Below are 20,408 nucleotides of genomic sequence, written 5' to 3'. Positions count from 1 at the left end.
ATGAGTTATCAAGTCCTAGCACGGAAGTGGCGTCCGCAAACCTTTCACCAACTTGTCGGGCAAGAGCATGTCAAACAGGCGCTCGTAAATGCCCTCAATGAGCAAAGGTTGCACCACGCTTATCTTTTCACTGGGACTCGGGGCGTTGGTAAAACCACCATCGCCCGTATATTCGCAAAAAGTCTAAACTGCGATGAAGGGATCACTTCAAATCCTTGTGGCAAGTGCCAAAGCTGTTTAGATATTGAAGCGGGTAAATTTATTGATTTAATAGAAATCGATGCTGCTTCCAGAACGAAAGTTGAAGATACGCGAGAGATCCTCGACAACGTTCAATATGCGCCGACTCGCGGTCGCTATAAAGTGTACCTCATCGATGAAGTGCACATGTTGTCAAAGCACAGTTTTAACGCGCTTTTAAAAACACTTGAAGAGCCGCCAGAGCATGTAAAATTTTTATTGGCGACGACAGATCCACAAAAACTACCGATTACTATTTTGTCACGTTGCTTACAGTTTAATTTGAATGCGATGTCGCAGTCGCAAATTGTATCGCAGCTGACTCATATTCTGCCGCAAGAGCAAATTCAGTTTGAAGAGCCTGCTTTAAAAGCACTGGCGAAAGCCGCTGATGGTAGTATGCGTGATGCGCTGAGTTTGACTGATCAAGCCATAGCTCAAACCAATGCTCAGCTTACTTTAGCTGCTGTGCAAGAAATGCTTGGTCTGATGGATGTAAGTCATGCCGTGAGTATTTTGGCTTCAGTACTTTGCCAAGATGCACCGGCAGTGTTGGATGAAGTTGCACAAATTGCAGTTAAAAATGGTAATTATCTTGCCATTTTAGACGATTTAATCGCACTTCTACATGCCATTCAGCTCACACAATTGGTGCCGCAGGCAGCAAAAATATCGGTATTTTCAGAATCTGATATTGCAACACTGAGTGAGCAGATTAATCCGCAGCAAGTTCAGCTGTTTTATCAACTGCTGTTAAATGGTAAAAAAGACCTTCAGTGGGCACCAGAGCAAAAACTTGGCTTTGAAATGGTGTTGCTGCGTTTAATTGCGTTTGAGCATGCAGATAGTCAATCTTCTGCAACGTCTAATATCCAACCTGCATTAAACAGCTCTGTTGAAGCTCAGCCTGCACCATCTGCGTCACCAAGACAAGGCTTGCAAGATATTCGCGCTCGCTTAAAGCAAAATAATGCGTCAGTAGGTGGGAATACTACTCAGCAAACTCATGCTACATATGAGATACCTGTACAATCAGCAACGCCTCAGATTGAAGCAGAAGCTGTTCAAGCTCAGCCTAAGCAGGCCGAACCTATTCAGGCCGAACCTATTCAGGCCGAACCTATTCAGGCCGAACCTATTCAGGCCGAACCTATTCAGGCCGAATCTAGCCAACAGTCAGTGGTAGAACATAATGTTACTAATCAGCATTCAGAATTAACTCAATCGGTTGCACAAAGTTCACAAGAGCATTCTATTGAGCAACCACACAATCAACTGAATGTTGAAAGCAATGCGTTTAATCAGCAAGCTCAGCAAAATCCGCAAGTACCAGCGCATCAAGAGCAAGAATTAGCCGCGCAATATGAGCAAGTGATGCAAGATGCACAAGAGCAAGGCTATACGCCTGCTTATGAACCTCAGGCTACACAACAAGCGCAGCAAGAAGCTAGCTCTCAAAACTCAGAGTCAGCTTCTGCACGCTTACAAGCTCAACAAGGGCAGGCACAATCTGCCATTGCACGTATTTTGCAAAACCGAAATATCTCAGGGGCAGGGCAGTTATTATCTGCTCGAGGAGATGAGCCAAAAAAGTCTGAGGCGCAAAACGCGCCAGACTCAAGTGTGGCGCCAGTAATACCGAAGAAAAAACCAGTACCATTTAGCGAAAGGCACAAAGCGGACGAAAGTAAACTAGCGCCTGAGTTGTTAGAGCAAATTGCACCGCAAACTTCTCAAGCGCAAGAAACGCCTAAAGAAGAAGCTGTGCCTGTGCCTGAAGGGTTTGCGAGCCCAATCAGTGAAATTCGTTTTGCCCATCAGCAAGATGACTGGGCGAAGTTGATTGAGAAAATGGCACTGGGTGGTCGTATGCGCCAATTTGCGCTGCATTCGATTTATCACTACGAGAACAATCAAGCCAACATTCAAGTTGATATTAGTCAGCGTCATTTAGACAGTGCTATTTTAAGACAAAAACTGCAAGCTGCACTGAATGAAATGTACAACTCTGAGGTTGAGCTTATCGTTGAATTTGCAGAAGGGGTGATAGACTCACCGTATCTAATTCAACAAAAAATAGATGCACATAGGCATCAGCAAGCGATAGAAACGATTAATCAAGATCCTATTGTATTACAACTTATCGAGCAATTTAGTGCCGAGGTCGATGAAAATACCATACAGGCATTGTAATCGAGTACAATAGACCTTATCTTTTAGCCAAATAAAATATATGTAAGAGAGCGTATTATGTTTAAAGGTGGAATGGGCAATATCATGAAGCAAGCTCAGCAGATGCAAGAGCGCATGGAAAAAGCCCAAGAAGAGATCAAAAGCCTAGAAGTAACAGGCGAAGCAGGTGCAGGCCTAGTTAAAGTCACTATGCTAGGTAGCCACAACGTTAAGCGCGTTGAGATTGACGAAAGCTTAATGGAAGACGACAAAGACATGATTGAAGACTTACTAGCTGCGGCTGTAAACGATGCAGTGCGTCGTGTAGGTGAAGAGTCAGCTAAACGTATGTCTGATGTTACTGGCGGTATGCAGATGCCTCCAGGCTTCAAAATGCCATTCTAAGCTTAATGCTTTGAATTAAAAGGTTTGTATTCTATTTATCCCCGCAAGGAAAAAATAGGGGACAAAAACTAATGAAAGCTCAGGTAATAAATTGCCTGAGCTTTTTTGTATTTAGGAGGTGTTTAAACGGATTTGTAACAATCAGCCTAATAATACAGTTTATTTTTAGTTGTTAAGCCAGTACCTGAAATACTTCTGGTGCTGAAGTATATAAAGCGAAACAGGCGATCAGTAATAAGATCGACCCAGAACATTTGTTTATTTTATTTGCAGTGTTTTCTTTTGATACTTTAGTGAAGAAAAAAGACAGTAAAAATAACAGTGCGTAATCTAATACTACCCAAATCGTCAGTAACACAAACATTGAGGCGGTTTTATTGTCTGTGACATTAAAAAATGTCGGAAAGAAAGCAATAAAAAATAAGATATCTTTTGGATTTGAAATACCAATTAAAAAGCCGCTTCGTAACCAAGACTTGCTTTTGTTCTTGTCTAAACTTTCTTTCGATAAATTAACTTTTGATTTGAGAGTGTCTATAGAGAAGTAGATAAGATACAGCGCACCAAAAAATGTTAGAAAGGAGAGTGCATAGTCATTGGCTGAAAATATACCATTGATCATCAAAAATGATACTGAAATTAAAATAATAGACGCTAAGTTAGTCCCAATGATTGTCTTCATCCCCGCTGATATTCCGCCATTTACGCTGCTATTGGCGACCAACACTGCAACAGGCCCTGGGGTACCTAAGAACACCACAATTGAGCTTACGTATAATAATATTAGAGTGCAATCAATCAGCATGTTTAGTTTCCTTTCTTGAACTTATTAATGGGCAGCTTGTAACCCATTGGTTGTTTGATGGAAGTAAGTGTCGCTTCCATTTCCTTTTGAGAATTCACAAATCCTTTGTGCAAATTTTTTGCATAACAATATTCATCGTAAGTTAAAGAAAAAGAGTGGGGCAAGTGAATTTTAAGAGAGTTAAATTGACTTAAATATAACCAATACGGTCTTAGACTTTAGTGCAATTATATTTATATTAGTTTTCATGTAATTTAAAAGATTTTAGTAAGTCACTTGCATTGCGTAGGGCAAAATTATACCCGCACTTTGATATGAGTGATCCTGCGGTACAGACATGTTTATAACGTATCACTTTTAATTCGGTTACGATTTCATAATCCGGATTTTATTTGTAAATTATTTAGTATGAAAAATATTCAGTAAATGTAGGTTTAATACATATTCAACATAAATGAGGCTGAATATAATTGTTATTTAACAATCTTAGCCTCTGTAATCCCTGTGACTAAATTCGCGATAAAAGTCCAAATGCCTCATTCGGTCTATTAATATACTTATGTGGCAACATGTGCTCACCTTGGATACACGATAAATGAATCTTGCATTAAAGCTGTGTGAGTGTTTGGAACTTGGGTTGTAAACACAGCTATTGATATATCTATATTATTGGTGCACTAGAAGAATTATGTAGGTGGGATAATTGCTATTGAAATGTATTTTAAAAGGAATAAAGCGGTTTAGCAGTAAGCGTAAATATAAAGCCCAGCAAAAATGCTGGGCTTTTTAAGTATTAAGCTTGTTGCTTTTTACCAGATGCGTACGCGATCTTCAGGTTTAAGATATAACTTATCACCTGGTTTTACGTCGAACGCTTTGTACCATGCGTCATGGTTACGTGGTGCAAGGGCACGGAAGCGACCTGGTGCGTGTGTACCTGCGCGAAGCTGATTAAGCATGCTTTGTTCAGTACGCTTCTCTTTCCAAACTTGTGCCCAAGCTAAGAAGAAACGTTGGTCGCCAGTCAGACCATCGATAACTGGTGCTTCTTTACCATTTAAGCTCAGCTTGTACGCGTGGTAAGCCATTGCTAAGCCACCTACGTCACCAATGTTTTCACCAAGGCTGTTACGGCCGTTTACGAAGTTACCTTCGATTGGCTCATACTGGCTGTACTGAGCTGCAAGTTTGTCAGCTTTTGCTTCGAATGCTGCGCGATCTGAGTCAGTCCACCAGTTACGTTGGATACCTTCAGCATCAGACTTAGAGCCTTGGTCGTCAAAACCGTGACCCATTTCGTGACCGATAACAGCGCCGATGCCACCGTAGTTTACCGCTGCGTCAGCATTTGGATCGAAGAATGGTGGTTGTAAAATCGCTGCAGGGAATACAATCTCATTGAATGAGCTGTTGTAGTATGCGTTTACTCGCTGAGGTGTCATACCCCAACGGTTACGGTCAGTTTTCTCAAGCTCTTTTGATGCGCTGTCATCTCTGAAGAATTGACGCAGATTTTTAACATTGCCCATTAGGTCATTGTTTTTAAGTGCTAGGCCATCAAATGACTGCCGTACATCTGGATAACCAATTTTAGGCACGAATGCAGCGAGTTTAGCCTGAGCATTTACTTTTGTTTCTTCGCCCATCCAGTCTAGACCTTCAATGCGCTCGCCAAGGGCTTTACGCAGGTTTTCAACGAGTTCAGACATTTGCTCTTTCGATGACTCAGGGAAGTGCTTATCAACGTACACTTTACCAATCGCAAAGCCTAAAGATTGTGTACCAGACATTTGGCTCACAGCACGCTTCCAACGAGGACGAGGTTCTTGCTGACCACTTAGGTGCTTACCGTAGAACTCGAAAGATGCGTTGAAGATATCTTCTGAAAGCAGGCTTGCATTGCCACTGATAGCGTGGAAAGTCAGGTAATCTTTCCAAACAGCAAGGTCTTCTTTATTCACAAGGTCAATCATTGCTTTGATTGGCTCAGGCTGAGACATATTTAGCTGAGGCACTTTGTAACCTGTTTGTGCAAAGTAAAGATCCCAATTGAAACCAGGGTACTCTTTAGCTAAATCTTCGCGTTTGATTTGGTTTAGTGTCAGGTCGCGGTTACGGCGCTTTTCACGTGGCCAATGGCCTTCAGCCATTTTAGTTTCTAGCGCAAGGATCGCTTGGGCGCGCTCAGTTGTATTCTCTAAGCCTGCAAATTTAAGCATGTTTGCGATATGAGCAACATATTCTGCGCGTGTCTTCTCAAAACGCTCTGCTTCTTCTAAATAGTATGAACGATCCGGTAAACCTAGACCGCCCGCACCCATAGACATTTCATATTTGTTTGGATCAAGGCGGTTAAACCACATGCCACCGCCAATCGGTGAGTTTACGCCTGTTAGCCAAGACTGACCAAACGCTTTTGTTAGGGCGTCTGTATTATCAATGGCTTTGATCTCATCAAGTAGGCCTTGAATTGGTGTGATCCCTAATTTGTTAAGGGTTTCAACATCCATAAATGCGTTGTAGAAATCAGCAATCAATTGCTCTTCTGCATTTAAGTTATCGCGAGAAATAATGTCTTCGATGATGGCATTAACTTGTTTTTCACTGCGCTCAGCAAGTGATGTGAATGCGCCGTAACGCGTTTTGTCAGCTGGCATTTCGTAGTTTTTATACCAAGTGCCACTTGCATACATGAAGAAGTCGTCACCTGGTTTAACGCTTTCATCACGTGCAGTTAGGTCAACACCGAATGTGCCAAGTTCAGCTTTGCCAGCTGTTTGTTCTACTTGTTGTACTTTTTCAACTTTTGGTTCTGACTCAGAACAGCCAGCTAAAAAGACAGCGGCTAAGGCTGTCGCAATAACAGTTCTTTTCATTGTTATCTTCTCTTTTTAATTGAGTAAAATCTCAATCTATGTTTTAAGTAAGAAATGTTCCTCATTAAACAACAATTGAGGAATAAACCCATTGTCAGTCCACAAACAGTGAAGGGCAAGTTTTTTAGGTAAATGAGGGTAAAATGCCGTTGAATAGTGAAAGTTCGTGTTAATTTTCTCTAAAAATGACGTAAATTAGATGAAGGTGTCTAGCTACAAGTTTTTGCAAATAATGAAAGATGCTAAATAGATGAATGAAAAAAAGCGCACAAAGCTTTTCCCATACAACTTCAGATTATTACTGTTAGCCATGCTGCTCATGCATGTGCTTATGGTAGTGGCATCGTTTTATCCTCCTATTATTTCTAATTTTGGGTTAGTGCCTCAGCTCCCCGAGCGTTTATACGGTATTTTTACAGCACCTTTCATCCATGCGAGTTGGGGTCACTTAACCGGGAATAGCATTGGTCTATTTATTAGCGGATATTTAGCAAGTCTGCAGACTGGGTTTAAACGTGTCACCGTTTTTATCATGGTTATGACGGGCGTACTAGTTTGGGTATTTGGCGAATATGGTAACCATATTGGCGCATCGGGTATTGTGATGGGTTATTATGGCTTTTTATTTGGCACGGCTGTGTTTAATCGAAACTTAGTTGGTGCAATTAGTTTTACGGTGCTAGTTGCCGTTACCTATTACTTAGATTTTGCTTTTTTGGCGACATTATTAGACTTTTCTGCTCAAACCAGCAGTTCTAATCATATTTTTGGTTTTATAAGTGGTTTATTGGGGGCTTACATCTTTAGACAGAGTAAAAATAAACTTAGGAACAAATCGCTAAGTTAATAGCAATGAGTGTCGATAAAGTAATCAAAGCCTAATAGTCGTTCAAAGGATTAGCGATGAAAATACCCAACCTCCCACTAGCAAACATTACTCTATCAGGATCAGTTTCTGCACCTGTGGCAGAAAAGTTTAATAAAGCGATTGATGAGTTTAAAGAAAATTTAAACCCTGATCTCGAAAAATATAAAGGAATGGAAAATGCGCCGGTCATTCCTTATGAAGATCCATTCAAAGGGCGCCACACGTCTAATCTAGAGTTGCCTAGTTATTTTGGCATGCGACATTACAAAATAACGAGTAGTGCAATTGATATGAGGGACCCACACAAAGAAAGAACTTACCAATACGGTGAATTAACCGATGTAGAAGACATTAATGCCTTTCTTGACCAGCTTGAGCGCTTAGAGGGGGAGCATAAAATAATGTTTGAGCACCTTAAGCCGACGAAAGAGCTGCTGTCATTAGCAGAAAAAATGTCAGATGAGGAGTTGGCTCAGTTTGCTGAGTTTATGGTAGAGATTTCTGGTGTAGAGTTTTTCCAAACACAAAAGAGCACTGTTCCAGATGAGTTGATAACAGCCCTCAATGCAATGTCTGAAGATGAGTTGAGTAGCTCTATTGAAGCGATGTCTTCAATACTTTCTCAAGGGGAAGGTTATCAAAAAACAGCTTCACCGGTTGGAGCTGATAAATATGGTAGAGAGAATGCCGTATTGTTTTCGTATCAAGATGGCATGGAGTTAAAAGCTGGATATTATGGGAACAATGCAGGAAATAAGCTGGCAAAAAATTTCGCTAAACTCCTGACAGATAACAAGCTTAATTCAGAACAACTGGTTGAAATGAATCACCATATTTCACAAAGTAGTTTTGAACAAAGCCGAGGCATTGTCGATATGGCTGGTTTAGTGAGTAAGCATATGCTTGATGATATGTTATCTATGTTGGATGAAGCTGATAAAGATAATGCGCAGAATATTTTTTCTTATCTAGGGCAACAAGTTAACTATCAAGCCCATAGACAATATTATCAAACAGACAAGGGCGATTTTGTAGTGCAGCAAGATGATATTGCCAGCGAGTCTGATAGAAGAAATTTGTATGAAAACATTCTAACAGCACATAATGAATTTGGACTAGGTTGGATAAATGATGCGCTAGATGAGGTTCAAGATACACCCGCTCAAATACAGAAAGAGATTTGGCAGCAGTTGCTAGAGGATAAAGAAGCAACGCCAGATAAGTTTATTAAATCGGATTCGTTAGAGACATGGGCTGATAATAATCTTGCAAGTATCGAGCTACAGTTTCATGCTAAACAAACAATGAAAATACATGAGTTCAATAGTGAGTTATTTTTGCCTGAGATTTTAAGTAACCTGACATTTTATGCCAGTGGTAATCATAAATTAGCAAATGAAGCAGATGTCAAAGAAGCAAGCCCACAAAGCTAGTGGGCTTACTTACTAAAATGGTTAACTAAAAAAACCTTTTTGAATGATTTGACGGTCTAACACCATGACTTGACCATTACTCCAAACACTATTAACTGATAGGTCTTCTTTTCTTAATAAAACTAAATCGGCATCACCTGCGACTTTTATCTGCCCTTTAGCTAAGCCAAGTATATGCGCAGGGTTTTGGGTGATAGCCATTAACGCCTGTTCAAGTGGAACGTTAAACTCTAATACAGCTTGTTGAAATGCATGTAAAAGCGATGACTCTTGGCCCACTTCAAAGCCAATCAAGTTATTGTGTGCATCATATATAGGTAGGCTTGCATGCCCGTCTGAGCTCATTGTAAGTTGACTGTCAGCAACACCTTTTTCAAGGCAGTAGGCAAGGGCTTCTGCGGCAGCGAGCTCCCCATGTGCTAAATCATAGTCTGTGGTACTGGTTGTAAAGTCTATGGTGCCACCCGCTATGCAAAACTCAATACCAGCCATCAGCAACTCTGAATTACGATTCATATGCGTTGGGTAAAACATATCTAAAGGTAGCTCAGTTGTTTGAGCGACTTCATGCAATAGAGTGAGTTGAGTATCGCCACTACCAACATGAATTGAGACTGTGCCTCTTTTGCCGCTGAGTAATCCTGCAGTGCGTGATTCAGCGGTGACTTCGGCAAGTTGTTGGGCGGTGATTTGGCGTCCGCGGTGATCTGCGATGGCAACTTCACCGACACCAATTATTTCATCGATAAACATGATGTCTTTACTGATCGAATCAGTGAGCGTCTTTATAGGCAAATGATAAGAGCCTGTATGGCAAAAAGCATTTAGGCCTTCTTGTTTTAACCCTTTTGCTTTGGCAACCAAATCTGCATGTGTTCGGCTAATATCGTCAGTACCAAGCGCGCCGACGACAGTGGTTATACCGTTTAACGTTGCATCAGTGAGGTGCATTTCTGGTGTACGACTGGCAAATCCGGCTTCACCTCCGCCACCAATGAAATGCACCAAAGCGTCAACAAACCCTGGCACTAGGATAAAGCCATTACCGTCAACTAGATTGACGAGTGTGTCATGATGAAGCGTAATATTTTCTTCGATGGCAATGATTTTTTCACCGCCGAAGAGCACGTCTTTTTTACCAAGGTAGTGTGGAGCAAATACCTCAGCATCTTTTATAAGTGTAAGCATAATTTATTGATAATTTATGAGTTGAGCGAAAACCATGGCAAGTGTAGAAAGACCAAAAAGCACCAACATAAAGCGCCAAATGAACTTTGCCCAATCGCCCCAAGATAAGTTAACCACCCCTAAGCAGCCAATAAGACTCGCAGAGGTTGGAATGATGATATTGGTGAGGCCGTCACCGAGTTGAAATGCGAGCACTGCCGTTTGCCTAGAAACGCCGACTAAGTCAGCCAAAGGCGCCATGATTGGCATGGTTATAGCTGCTTGCCCTGAGCCTGAAGAAACAAAAAAATTGAATACAGACTGGAAGACATACATCGACCATGCAGCTATCACATCGGGTATATGTGATATCACACTGGCACAATGATATAGCAAGGTGTTAAGCATAGACGGTGAGTTTAATTCACTGCCACCTAGTAATAAAACCAGCCCTTTTGCTAAGCCAACCAACATAGCAGCCGGTAACAATGCGGCACTACCATGTTTAAATGCGTCGACTGACTCAGATATGCTTTGACGTTTACCAAGCTTGGCAATAGTGGTCACAATTAAGCCTAAAACAAAGAATTGTGCAGCAAGCTCAGGAATGTAATAGCTTTTTGCAGTAACGCCATAAATCACCCATATAATCACAGCTAAAAACGCAATGAGCAGTACTTTATCGACCGCGTCGAGTTGAGTATGTGACTCTGGTGTTGAGCAGTCCACACTTATACGAGATTGCTTGGCGTAGCGCATGGTAAACACCATGCCAACCATAATAAAAATAGCGGTTAAAGCAACACGAAGCTCTGCACCTGAGAACACCTCAAGCCCAGCAATGCTTTGTGCGATGGCAATACTAAATGGATTCATCGGTGAGGTGGCAAAGCCAATTTGTGTGGCAACATAGGTGACTAACACGGTTACATAAGCGTTATATCCAAGCTTTTGCATAATAGGGTAGAGCACAATACAAAACGCAATGGCTTCTTCCCCCATCCCAAAAATGGCCCCACCTAGGCTAAAGGCAACAAATAAACTGGGGATAAATAACCAATCAATTTTCTGTGTGTTATTTATTAGTGACATCACGCCATTATCGATGGCTTTGGTTTGCATAAGCACGCCAAATGCCCCGCCAGTGATTAAAATGAATGCGATAACGCCGATAGCCGCGCCATTTTTGTCACCACTGACTAGCCCTTCAAATAAGACGTTAAAGAAGCCGAGAGTCCCACCTTCGCCAAACAATGCCATCGGGGCAGGTGATGCAATTTGACTAAACTGCGACAGCATGACCGTACTTGTTTGCTCCGGCGTATTAAAAAAACCGGGCAGTACAAAAAAAGAGGCCAGATAACATAGTACGACCATCATCATTAAGATGACGAAGGCATCTGGCATTTTATATTTTTGATGCATGTTAATTTAGAATGGGGTTGCCCCCATTCCTCCATTAGAACTTAGCTGATAAGCCAATTTGATAAGTTGTACCAAACGCATCATGGTTAATCGAATCAAAGCCACGTTTTGAACCAAAGACTGCGGGTGGTGCTTTATCAAATAAATTTTTGATACTGGCTCTAATAAACAGGTTTTCACTCAACTCCAGACCTGCATTGAGATCCATAACAGTCCAGCTATCTACTGTGTGTTGCTGTTGTGCATCGAGTAAGCCTAGTTCGTCAAGCTCATCAATTTCACGGCCTTTTAAACCTTCAATATCATCAAGGTAACTGTCAGTATAGTTGGCAGACAACGAGATGTAGTAGCTATCAGTATCTAATGTGACTGACAGGCGCCCGACATTTTCAGGATATCTAAATGTGCCGACAAGAGATTCAATTTGATCTGAGCCTGGCTTATTGCGGTCATATTCAAGATAGTGCGTCGCATCTAACGCCAGTTTTAAATCGGCAAAACCCAGTTCGAATCTGTGATCGAACTTAATATCTAACCCGCGAATATCCTGAGTGCCAGTATTTTCAAGTTGGATTACATGATCGCGATATAGCTGAAGTGATTGTGAACGAGGATCAAACTCTGAGATATAAGCACCTAATATTTCTGATAAGTTCGCGCCAGATTCATCAATTTTAAGCCCAGCATTATCGGTGACACTACAAACATCTTCACCATATGATATGCCCATTTGATTTTGCGGTACGATGCCACAGTGGCGAAGTGAGGCGTCTGAAATAGCGCGATCTAACACTGCAGTCATGTTGGTATCAATGACTTCTTTGTAATCAAACTGCCAATAATCGATCATCACTGTGGTCTGCCTAGAAGGACTCCATGCAAAGCCAATTGAAAGTGAATCAGACTCTTCGGCGTTTAAGTTTTCATTACCTAACTCTAAGCTGTTTACGCTGACAAGTGTGCCGTCGCCTTCACAATATAGGTCTGCAATTGCTTGGTTTGCACCGCAATCAAAAGATGAAGTAGTAGTACGAAGCTTAACACCGGCTTGTGTTAAAGAGGGGGCTCTAAAAGATGTTGCCCAACCCGCGCGAAGCAAGATAGTGTCAGTAGGTCGATAACTGATACTGACTTTTGGGTTAAACGTTGAGCCAAAATCATCAAAGTGATCGTAACGCCCTGCTAATTGCATCTCGACTTGCTCAGTGAGTGGAACATAAAGCTCGGCAAAAGCACCATATTGCGTTCGCTCTGCTTCAGCTATACTCGAGCCGTAGCCAAATACATCGACCAAATACTCGTTTTCAGCTTTTGCCACTGCATTTGCAGATGGAATATCGGAAAGCTCTTCCTTACGGGCTTCAAATCCAAATGAAGACTGCACATCAATATCACCGAGCGTGAATAACTCGCCCGAGAAAGTGAGGTCGATACCATAGACTCTACTTTTGCCTTCGCGTGTTGGCATAGCTTGTGTGAGTGCAAGAATTGCATCATTGTTTGCATCATCAACTAAAAATGGATTGTAGAAATCAAGCAACTGTCCACTGTTACAAGTGACACCGTTATCACCTAGAGAGCCAATTGAACCATCAGAGCAGAGTTCGCCTGCCAATGCTGCATGGAATTGGTAACGGTTATACACGCCCTTTATTGCCTGCTGCTCTGAGCGAGACTCAGAGATCAGCACACCTGATTGCCAATCCCACTCTCCAAGTTGACCTTCAAGACTAGAAACTAGGCGGAAGTTTTTAGATTCTACCTCAATGGTTCTTGGGTCGTTAAATCGCGCATCAAACCGGAAGCCCCATTGTTCTTGGCCTAAAAAAGTATCGAATGGGTCGATATACAAAGCATCTAAGAGGGCGTTATTGCCTTGGGCATCATCAAATATAAATAACGCATCTTCTTTTACCCAAGGACCTTCAGCATCATCAAGCTGATTAATGGCTGCGGGTGTTGAATAGGCGGTTGATTTAGTGGTGCTGTAAAAAAACTCAGTGTTCCAGATTAGGTCACTAAATGCTTTATTAACCATAAAGCCTGCAGATAAGCTTTCAAATGGTGCGCTCAATACGTCATCTTGATTACCATAATAGGCACAAATTTCTTCCCCATATTCCGTTGTGACAAGCTCAGTTTTACAGCCTGGCGCGCCTATTTCATTACCATTTTGGCTGCTGTAGTAGTAAATGTTGGGGGTATTTTCGAGCTTCGGCAGGTAAGAGTAACTGTTAATCAAAGACGGATTAGCTGTGTACTCACGATCTGAGGCATTAAACTGGTTTTTATCGAAGTAATCAGCAAATACGGTGACATTGCCACCTTCAATTTCGCTACCCCAGATCAGGTTAAGTTGTTTTTTGCTCTCATCAGTGTCTTCAAAGCTATCTGAAAATGACACATCCAGCTCTGCACCGGTGAAGTCTTTTTTAAGAATGTAGTTGATAACGCCTGCAACCGCATCTGCGCCATAAATCGCAGAAGCCCCGGTCGCTAAAATTTCAACACGCTCAATGGCAGCCAGTGGAATGGCGTTCACATCGACAAAGTTTTGTGTACCTGCTGCAAAAGAGCTTGGTGCAATTCTTCGCCCATTGATGAGTGTCAATGTAGCTGAAGGCCCCATACCACGAAGGCTGGCAGCTGCTTGACCTGCAGGGGTTGAAGTCGATGTACTACCACTTTCACTGGTTGTAAAGGTGCCCGCACCACCTTTGAGTTGTGGTAAATCTTGTAAAAGCTCAATGACAGAGGTTGCACCAGAGCGGCTAATGTCTTCTGAAGAGATAATGGTTACGGGTTGAGTACCTTCAAGGTCAACGCCTTTAATGCGAGAGCCTGTGACTTCAATACGTTCGACTTTTTCTAAACTTGCTTGTTCTGATTGTTGTGCATGAGTGTAGCCACTGTTCAGCAGCGCAGCAGCAACACCAAGAAATAACTTGTTGTACATGTTTCACCTAACTTTTGGTTAGCTGCCGATGCAATTTGGGTAAACAGGTAGGAGTCTCACCATCCTCAAAAACATTTAACTGTATTAAGAGATCAGGCAAAAGACATAACTATCCTGTAAATGGCATTAATCAGCGTAAAGCTCGCAAGATGATCAAAGCCTTCGACAGCTAGAATGTATTTTTTATGATTTTTTGAGGTGGGTTGCATACCAATAGACAACGCCACGGTTTTGATACCGTGTGTCTACTCGTCGAACCACTCCGAAAGGTAGTGAGGTGAGTAGAAGTAGCAAACAAGCTTAAACGCTTTTTTATACATAGCTTCATCTCTTCGTTTTTGACAATGCAAACTGGCTTGTGCTAGCTTGCTTCCTGCAATGTTCATAAAAGTTATATCACAGCTTTTTTTGTGATGACAAGTCTGATTTTTTAAATTTATGGAAAAGTCCGTATGAACTTTGCTCGTTTTCTGTCCAGTGTCAGTCTGGGCTATTTGTTACTTTTTAGCGCGTCATCTTTAGCGCAAACCCTTTATCTTATTGGCGGTTCGCTTAAAACTTGCTCAAGTCAAAGCACTCAAAATTGTTCAAAAAAAGTCAATTTTGAAAGTGCTGCTAAGCGCCAACAATTATTTTTAGTTCATGACCTGACACTCAATGCAGTGAATGAAAAATGGCCAACTCATAACACACAACACAAACATCGAACTAGAAAGTTGCTTAATGCAATTAAATCGAAGACGTTGTATTCAAAATCAGCGCTGATAGCGGCAATTAAGCAACAAGATAGCTACTTGTATAAGCGTTGGAGTAATGAAGAATATTACTTTGTTTTTGATATGTTAGAAGTGCCTGTTTTGTATGAACAAAGTAGAGCAAAAGAGCAGGTATTAACGCAGTTTAATAATGAACCTGCCAGCACTGAAATCTTAAATGACATTGTAAAAACGCTAAAACAGCAAAATAATGCAAAATTACTCCTGAGTACAGCTTCTTCTCGCGACCCCTACGAATCAGCTGATTTCTATCAGGGCCTTTTTAGCGCTTATGGTATAGAGGCAACCTGGTTCGCATTGACCCCAGCTTTAGCCAAAGCAATAAGTAATAACGATTGTGACAACCTAGATATTTACCGAAACAAGCTGAATAACGTGTTTAATCGTGAATTGGTTTATCCCGACTTAACATCGCAAGAGCGGGCTTTGTGTGAAAGGGGCATCGACAACCTTACTCAAGAAATTAAAAGCGCTGGTGGCATGATGTTTAATGGCGGCGATCAGTCTCTTACAAAACAGGTCATGGTTGAAGCGCAAACAGGCAAGGCTTTTTCTTGGTTTGAGGCGATACAAAATCGCCCAGTGTTGATTGGCACCAGTGCAGGTACGGCGGTGCAGTCAGGTGGCAAAAATGCATATGGACAAGTGCCCATGATTACCAATGGCACCAGCTTAGGTGCGCTTGAGTCAGGGGCATTTGCGAAAGCGCCACCTAAGCAGAACTGTCAGCAACATGGTGGATGTGACGCTTTACCGCATGATACGTTGACGTATGACAATCGAGGTGGGTTAGGCAGCTTTCATTTCGGTATTCTAGATACCCACTTTAGTGAAAGAGGGCGTACACCAAGGCTAGCGGTATTATTAGCTGAAACTGACCAAAGATGGGGTTTTGGTGTGGATGAAACCACGGCACTTAAAGTTGAAACAGCAGTAAATAAATTCTCTGTGCTCGGAAAACAAGGTGTTGTTTTACTCGAAAGGCTTTCAGAACAGTCATTTTTATATAATTTTTACCCTACTGGTAGTGAGTTGGAGTTGCATCCAAATGTGGAAAATTTAGCTGATGGTAAAGTAAAAGGGCGAGTTGAGTATTCAGTTGATTTGATCTCTGACTCTTCAATACGAGAAAGGTTACAAGCATTTTGTGCTGATGACGTATCAAGTTTGATTAACAAAGAGCAAGGCATAAAAAATAAGGAGCTTATATTTAGAAAGCTTGGACTAACTCGGTGCGAAGAATTAGGCCAAAGTATGAAAATTGAAAACTTGTTGATGGAGATTAATTAACTCATACGGGTGTTCACAATACTAAGAAAGCTGAAAGCGGCTGGTTTCATTGGTCGCATCTAGTAATTTATCAAAGGTCTTGAGATCACCTAATAAATCTTTTTTTATTTCCCGCCAGGCAGGTTGGTGATGACCAAACTGCCTTATCCATCCTGATTGCTCTTCGTTGCTTGGTTCGTAAATAGCGGTGCCATATTTTGAGAGTCCTTTTATACATTCGGTATGAATAGAATTAAAATTACTGACGTGATGCTCAAATGTCTTTTCAGCGGCAATGGTAACTACCTCTTTTAAAGAGGCTGGTAACTGCTTTAGCCAAGCTTGGCTGATAACGGTTACCCATGCATCCGGGACACTGTCGATTTTAGTAACATGTTTTAAGTAACTTTTTAAGCCGTCAGGACCTGAATGAAGTCCAACTATACTAGGATCAAGTGCGTGTATTAGGCCTAGGCGTGCCATTTTAGCGGTTTTACTCCATGGCACCTCGATAATGTTCGCCTGCGTCAGGGTATAAAAGTGATTGAGTACTTTCGATGCGGGTACGCGTAAATTCACACCTTTCAAGTCTTCAGGCATTATGACGCGTTTATTTGACCGTTTTACCGTCGTTAAAGTGCGAGAGCCTATAATATGGTGTAAAAGAATTTGAAATTTACCCTGCTCCTTGATGGGGGTGAGTACCAAATCGTGCCATTGTTTAGAGCTGATTAAATTTAAGTAAGCTTGGTTGCCACTAGCCCAAAAAGGGATGTTTAAGATGTCGAGTAATGGCAAAGCACGAGATAAGTTAGACACTGAAATTAATGCAGCATCTATTCGTTTATGGCTAATTGCAGCCATTAACTCTGTACCGACACCAAGCTGGCCATTGTCAAACAGTGATACGTATATTTTACCTTCAGATAATGACTCTAAATAAAATTTTAATTGTTGGTGAAGGTGAGGGGTCGTTTTGTATTGGCTGGTTTTATAAGGAGAAGCAAAGTTGAGAATGTAGTCAGCTCTACTTCGTTTATCTCGCTCTTCCATTAGGTCATATTCCATTTGAACAGTCTCAATTGGAAGGCACAAAAGCGGGGCGCAGTAGTTAAGGACACCAACACTCAATGCCCCTTTGATAAACAAGCGTCGATTTATCTTCATCATTTCAGTATAGCTGGAAATATTAAGCTGGCACGAAACGACACTTATCTATGATTTTTTTATAAGTCATTCAATTATGCTTGTGACTGGTTTGTCGCACTTTTATAATCACATCAATCTAACAAGACATACTTAGTACACAATACTAACCCTTAGTAATATTTAATCATTTTGAGGGGCTAAAACTGACGCTAACTTCGTTGAAAACATCTTATTTAGAACAACTAAATAGAAAATTTTTCGCCTTGTTATCGACAAATTTCATTTGCCTCAAAATAGATCACTTAATAAAGAGGGTTTGTATAAGTGTTGAGTTTTAAATAAAAAAGAAGCGTTATGCAACTATCTGGAACCTTATCACAACTCATCGAAGCCTTGCGCTGTTTACCAGGCATTGGCCCTAAATCGGCTCAGCGTATTGCTTTTCACCTGCTTGAAAGAGATAGAGAAGGCGGCAGCCAGTTAGGGCAAAGCCTAACTAAAGCGATGCAAGTTATTGGGCACTGCCAAACTTGTCGCACGTTTTGTGAAGAGCCAGAATGTTCGCTTTGTCAAAACATCAAACGTCAAGATAGTCGCTTACTTTGTGTAGTTGAATCACCAACTGATGTACTTGCCATTGAGCAAACAGGTCAATACACAGGCTTGTACTTTGTATTAATGGGGCATTTATCACCGTTAGATGGCATAGGCCCAAATGAAATTGGTTTAGATTTGTTAGAGCGTCGTTTATCAGAAGGTAATATCGATGAGGTGATTCTCGCTACTAACCCAACCGTAGAAGGTGAAGCAACTGCACATTTTATCTCTGAGCTTTGTCAAAAATATGATGTACTTGCTTCTCGAATTGCTCATGGCATGCCAGTGGGCGGGGAGCTTGATTTGGTCGATGGTATGACGCTAATGCATGCGTTTTCAGGGCGAAAAGCTATTACCTAAAGTACACTCTGACCTCTTAAGAATATAGAAAAGCTAATCATATAACATGATTAGCTTTTTTATTTTCCACGAATAGTAATAAATACCGTAAAAACAGATGCTTTCTTCAATGCATTGATATCGGAAATGTAAATAAACCTTTGACAGAAAGTATCAGGTTAGGGACAATTTAATTCCAAGAATAGTATTTAACACTCTATTTTTAGTCGTTTTCGATAGGGATAAATCACGTGGTAAACTTTGACGAGCAAGTAAATTGCTTAAACTGTGGTGCAAAATTAACAACGCGCTTTTGTGGCGAATGTGGTCAAGAGAAAGCAAAACGCATTACTCTAAAAGAGCTATTTAAGACAGCTCAAAGAGCGCTGTTAGAGTTTGAATCTCCTTTTCTACATACTTTCATTAAAATGACCGTTCAGCCTGCTGTAGTTTGTAAGGATTACATTGAAGGTAAAAGAGCTAGATATTTTAATCCAATAAAATATGCGTTTTGGAGTATTACATTTCTGGTATTTTTAACCGCATTTACCGATCAATCTTTGGCTGAGCACTATAGCTTCTCAACCTCCTCTTACAACAGTGAGTTTGCAAAAAATATGGGGAGAGTGGTTGAGAGCTCTCTATTATTTTTGACCTTTCTAAATTCTGTTTTGTTTGCAGCCATGCTGAAATTGATGTTTAGAAAATCAGGCTATAATCTGACTGAATTGTATTTACTTGCTTTATTGCCTTCTGCACATGTCTCTTGGTTTACTTCACTCTTACTTATTCTAGGGCTGATAAACTCCCAAATAGGGCAAGTTATCTCTGCCACTATTGGAATCGTTTTTCCTTTATATGCATTCACGACCTTCTTTACAGGTAGTAAAATTAAAGCCTTTATTAAATCTAGTTGTGTGAGTTTGGTATCCTTGGTGTTGATGGGTGTGCTAGCAATATTTCAAACAAGTATTTTTTTGGGCTATGAGGAAGCAGAACTTCAGCGTAAATTAGAACAAGCTGAAAGTGAAAAGCAGGTTGAAACTAATAATCTCTAACCCTTTTCAAAGAGAGTAAAGCCAACCCTTTGGCTTTACTCAGCTTCTTTATATTGAAATACTTCTTCAAGTGGTAAAGAGAAGACCTCAGCAATTTTGAAAGCCACTTCTAAACTTGGCGAGTATTTATTGGCTTCTATTGCCATCACTGTTTGACGAGTCACCCCGATGGCTTCAGCAAGTTGCTTTTGCGTCATCTCATTGTTTAAAAATCTCAACGTTCTAATCGAATTTGTGATAACGCGATCAGTCATAAATCGCTCCTGTACGGCCTTTAATGAGTTGTACACCATAAAAAACGATTTCAGCTAAGATAAAGGCGATGACCATAATATGTAGTGGTAAAAATGGTATACTGATTTTATCTGCAAAAAACGGGTTAGCTTCAATCTGATATTGGAAAATGCCTATACCCAAACCTATTTGTAAGATCCAGGCTGAGTATTTGTAGCCGATTAAGTTGATTTGCTTTTCACGCACATCCATGGGCTGTTCAAGCTCTTTTTCACTCGCAAGGGCTAAAAGAATATAACTAGCTATCATCAGCACAATACTATAAATGATCACGTTACCAAGTAGCTCAGATAACCAAGTAATATCACTCAATTGCTCAGTACTTGCTAATAACACAGCTCGTAAATAATAAAACAAGATGTAGCCACAAATCAGCAAGTCAACGAGTAATGTCACTTCTCGAAAGCTACAGCTATCAAGCCATTCTTTAAATTTCTGTTGTCTAGTCATGTTCGCTCCATTTTACTTTAGGTTAAATATTTTTAACATGAACAAAATTACGTCAAAATAGCAGTTGGGTCAAAAATTTTTTACTTCGAGTTAGCTTTATTTGCCATTTTAAATGTAACGACGTGTGTA

Annotated in this window: 15 protein-coding genes; 7 read left to right on the top strand and 8 right to left on the bottom strand. The window is 40.9% G+C overall.

Features of this window, described 5'->3' with window-relative positions; translation table 11 throughout:
* Both dnaX and ACXAC4_RS10355 read left to right on the top strand, forming a co-directional pair.
* Positions 1 to 2,433, top strand: coding sequence for a DNA polymerase III subunit gamma/tau (gene dnaX / locus ACXAC4_RS10360; RefSeq protein ID WP_475161166.1), 2,433 nt, complete (start codon positions 1 to 3; stop codon positions 2,431 to 2,433).
* Between the two features lie 57 nt (positions 2,434 to 2,490).
* Positions 2,491 to 2,817 (top strand): YbaB/EbfC family nucleoid-associated protein, encoded by a 327-nt coding sequence (locus ACXAC4_RS10355; RefSeq protein ID WP_058030182.1) that lies wholly within the window; start codon positions 2,491 to 2,493, stop codon positions 2,815 to 2,817.
* A gap of 172 nt (positions 2,818 to 2,989) precedes the next feature.
* Here ACXAC4_RS10355 and ACXAC4_RS10350 read toward each other — a convergent pair whose 3' ends face one another.
* Together ACXAC4_RS10350 and ACXAC4_RS10345 are read right to left on the bottom strand one after the other, a co-directional pair.
* The gene (locus ACXAC4_RS10350; protein ID WP_475161161.1) at positions 2,990 to 3,622 is read right to left on the bottom strand and encodes a LysE family translocator; all 633 of its coding nucleotides are present in this window, start codon (positions 3,620 to 3,622) and stop codon (positions 2,990 to 2,992) included.
* A gap of 809 nt (positions 3,623 to 4,431) precedes the next feature.
* The gene (locus ACXAC4_RS10345; RefSeq protein ID WP_475161159.1) at positions 4,432 to 6,498 is read right to left on the bottom strand and encodes a M13 family metallopeptidase; all 2,067 of its coding nucleotides are present in this window, start codon (positions 6,496 to 6,498) and stop codon (positions 4,432 to 4,434) included.
* Positions 6,499 to 6,748: 250 nt separating this feature from the next.
* Between ACXAC4_RS10345 and ACXAC4_RS10340 the strand changes: the two genes are divergently transcribed.
* On the top strand, positions 6,749 to 7,345 hold the full coding sequence (locus ACXAC4_RS10340) for a rhomboid family intramembrane serine protease (RefSeq protein ID WP_475161157.1): 597 nt from the start codon (positions 6,749 to 6,751) through the stop codon (positions 7,343 to 7,345).
* A 56-nt stretch (positions 7,346 to 7,401) separates the two neighbouring features.
* Positions 7,402 to 8,799, top strand: coding sequence for a hypothetical protein (locus tag ACXAC4_RS10335; RefSeq protein WP_475161153.1), 1,398 nt, complete (start codon positions 7,402 to 7,404; stop codon positions 8,797 to 8,799).
* Positions 8,800 to 8,820: 21 nt separating this feature from the next.
* Here the strand turns inward: ACXAC4_RS10335 and iadA are convergent, their stop codons facing one another.
* The 3 genes from iadA to ACXAC4_RS10320 are packed head-to-tail and all read right to left on the bottom strand — an operon-like array spanning position 8,821 to position 14,347.
* Entirely contained in the window at positions 8,821 to 9,987 is a 1,167-nt protein-coding gene (iadA, locus tag ACXAC4_RS10330; protein WP_475161150.1) for a beta-aspartyl-peptidase, read from the bottom strand.
* Positions 9,988 to 9,990: 3 nt separating this feature from the next.
* The gene (gene yfcC / locus ACXAC4_RS10325; RefSeq protein WP_475161146.1) at positions 9,991 to 11,373 is read right to left on the bottom strand and encodes a putative basic amino acid antiporter YfcC; all 1,383 of its coding nucleotides are present in this window, start codon (positions 11,371 to 11,373) and stop codon (positions 9,991 to 9,993) included.
* Positions 11,374 to 11,425: 52 nt separating this feature from the next.
* A complete protein-coding gene (locus tag ACXAC4_RS10320; protein ID WP_475161143.1) occupies positions 11,426 to 14,347 on the bottom strand; it encodes a TonB-dependent receptor domain-containing protein in 2,922 nt (973 codons plus the stop codon).
* Positions 14,348 to 14,799: 452 nt separating this feature from the next.
* Between ACXAC4_RS10320 and ACXAC4_RS10315 the strand changes: the two genes are divergently transcribed.
* Complete coding sequence (locus tag ACXAC4_RS10315; protein WP_475161142.1) at positions 14,800 to 16,413, top strand: cyanophycinase; 1,614 nt, start codon at positions 14,800 to 14,802, stop codon at positions 16,411 to 16,413.
* Between the two features lie 21 nt (positions 16,414 to 16,434).
* Here ACXAC4_RS10315 and ACXAC4_RS10310 read toward each other — a convergent pair whose 3' ends face one another.
* Positions 16,435 to 17,562, bottom strand: a complete 1,128-nt coding sequence (locus ACXAC4_RS10310) for a TRAP transporter substrate-binding protein (RefSeq protein WP_475161139.1) — start codon at positions 17,560 to 17,562, stop codon at positions 16,435 to 16,437.
* A gap of 333 nt (positions 17,563 to 17,895) precedes the next feature.
* Between ACXAC4_RS10310 and recR the strand changes: the two genes are divergently transcribed.
* Positions 17,896 to 18,498 (top strand): recombination mediator RecR, encoded by a 603-nt coding sequence (gene recR, locus ACXAC4_RS10305; protein ID WP_475161136.1) that lies wholly within the window; start codon positions 17,896 to 17,898, stop codon positions 18,496 to 18,498.
* A gap of 230 nt (positions 18,499 to 18,728) precedes the next feature.
* A complete protein-coding gene (locus tag ACXAC4_RS10300) occupies positions 18,729 to 19,535 on the top strand; it encodes a DUF3667 domain-containing protein (protein WP_475161135.1) in 807 nt (268 codons plus the stop codon).
* Positions 19,536 to 19,570: 35 nt separating this feature from the next.
* Here ACXAC4_RS10300 and ACXAC4_RS10295 read toward each other — a convergent pair whose 3' ends face one another.
* Together ACXAC4_RS10295 and ACXAC4_RS10290 are read right to left on the bottom strand one after the other, a co-directional pair.
* Positions 19,571 to 19,789, bottom strand: coding sequence for a helix-turn-helix transcriptional regulator (locus tag ACXAC4_RS10295; RefSeq protein WP_058030153.1), 219 nt, complete (start codon positions 19,787 to 19,789; stop codon positions 19,571 to 19,573).
* Positions 19,782 to 20,279, bottom strand: a complete 498-nt coding sequence (locus tag ACXAC4_RS10290; RefSeq protein ID WP_475161132.1) for a hypothetical protein — start codon at positions 20,277 to 20,279, stop codon at positions 19,782 to 19,784. The genes ACXAC4_RS10295 and ACXAC4_RS10290 overlap by 8 nt, the downstream gene beginning before the upstream one ends.
* Positions 20,280 to 20,408 lie beyond the last annotated feature (129 nt).

The sequence above is a fragment of the Pseudoalteromonas sp. AWM4_233 genome, from assembly GCF_056158285.1.
The sequence above is the reverse complement of the archived record's forward strand: the minus strand, read 5'-3'. Positions and strand labels throughout refer to the sequence as shown.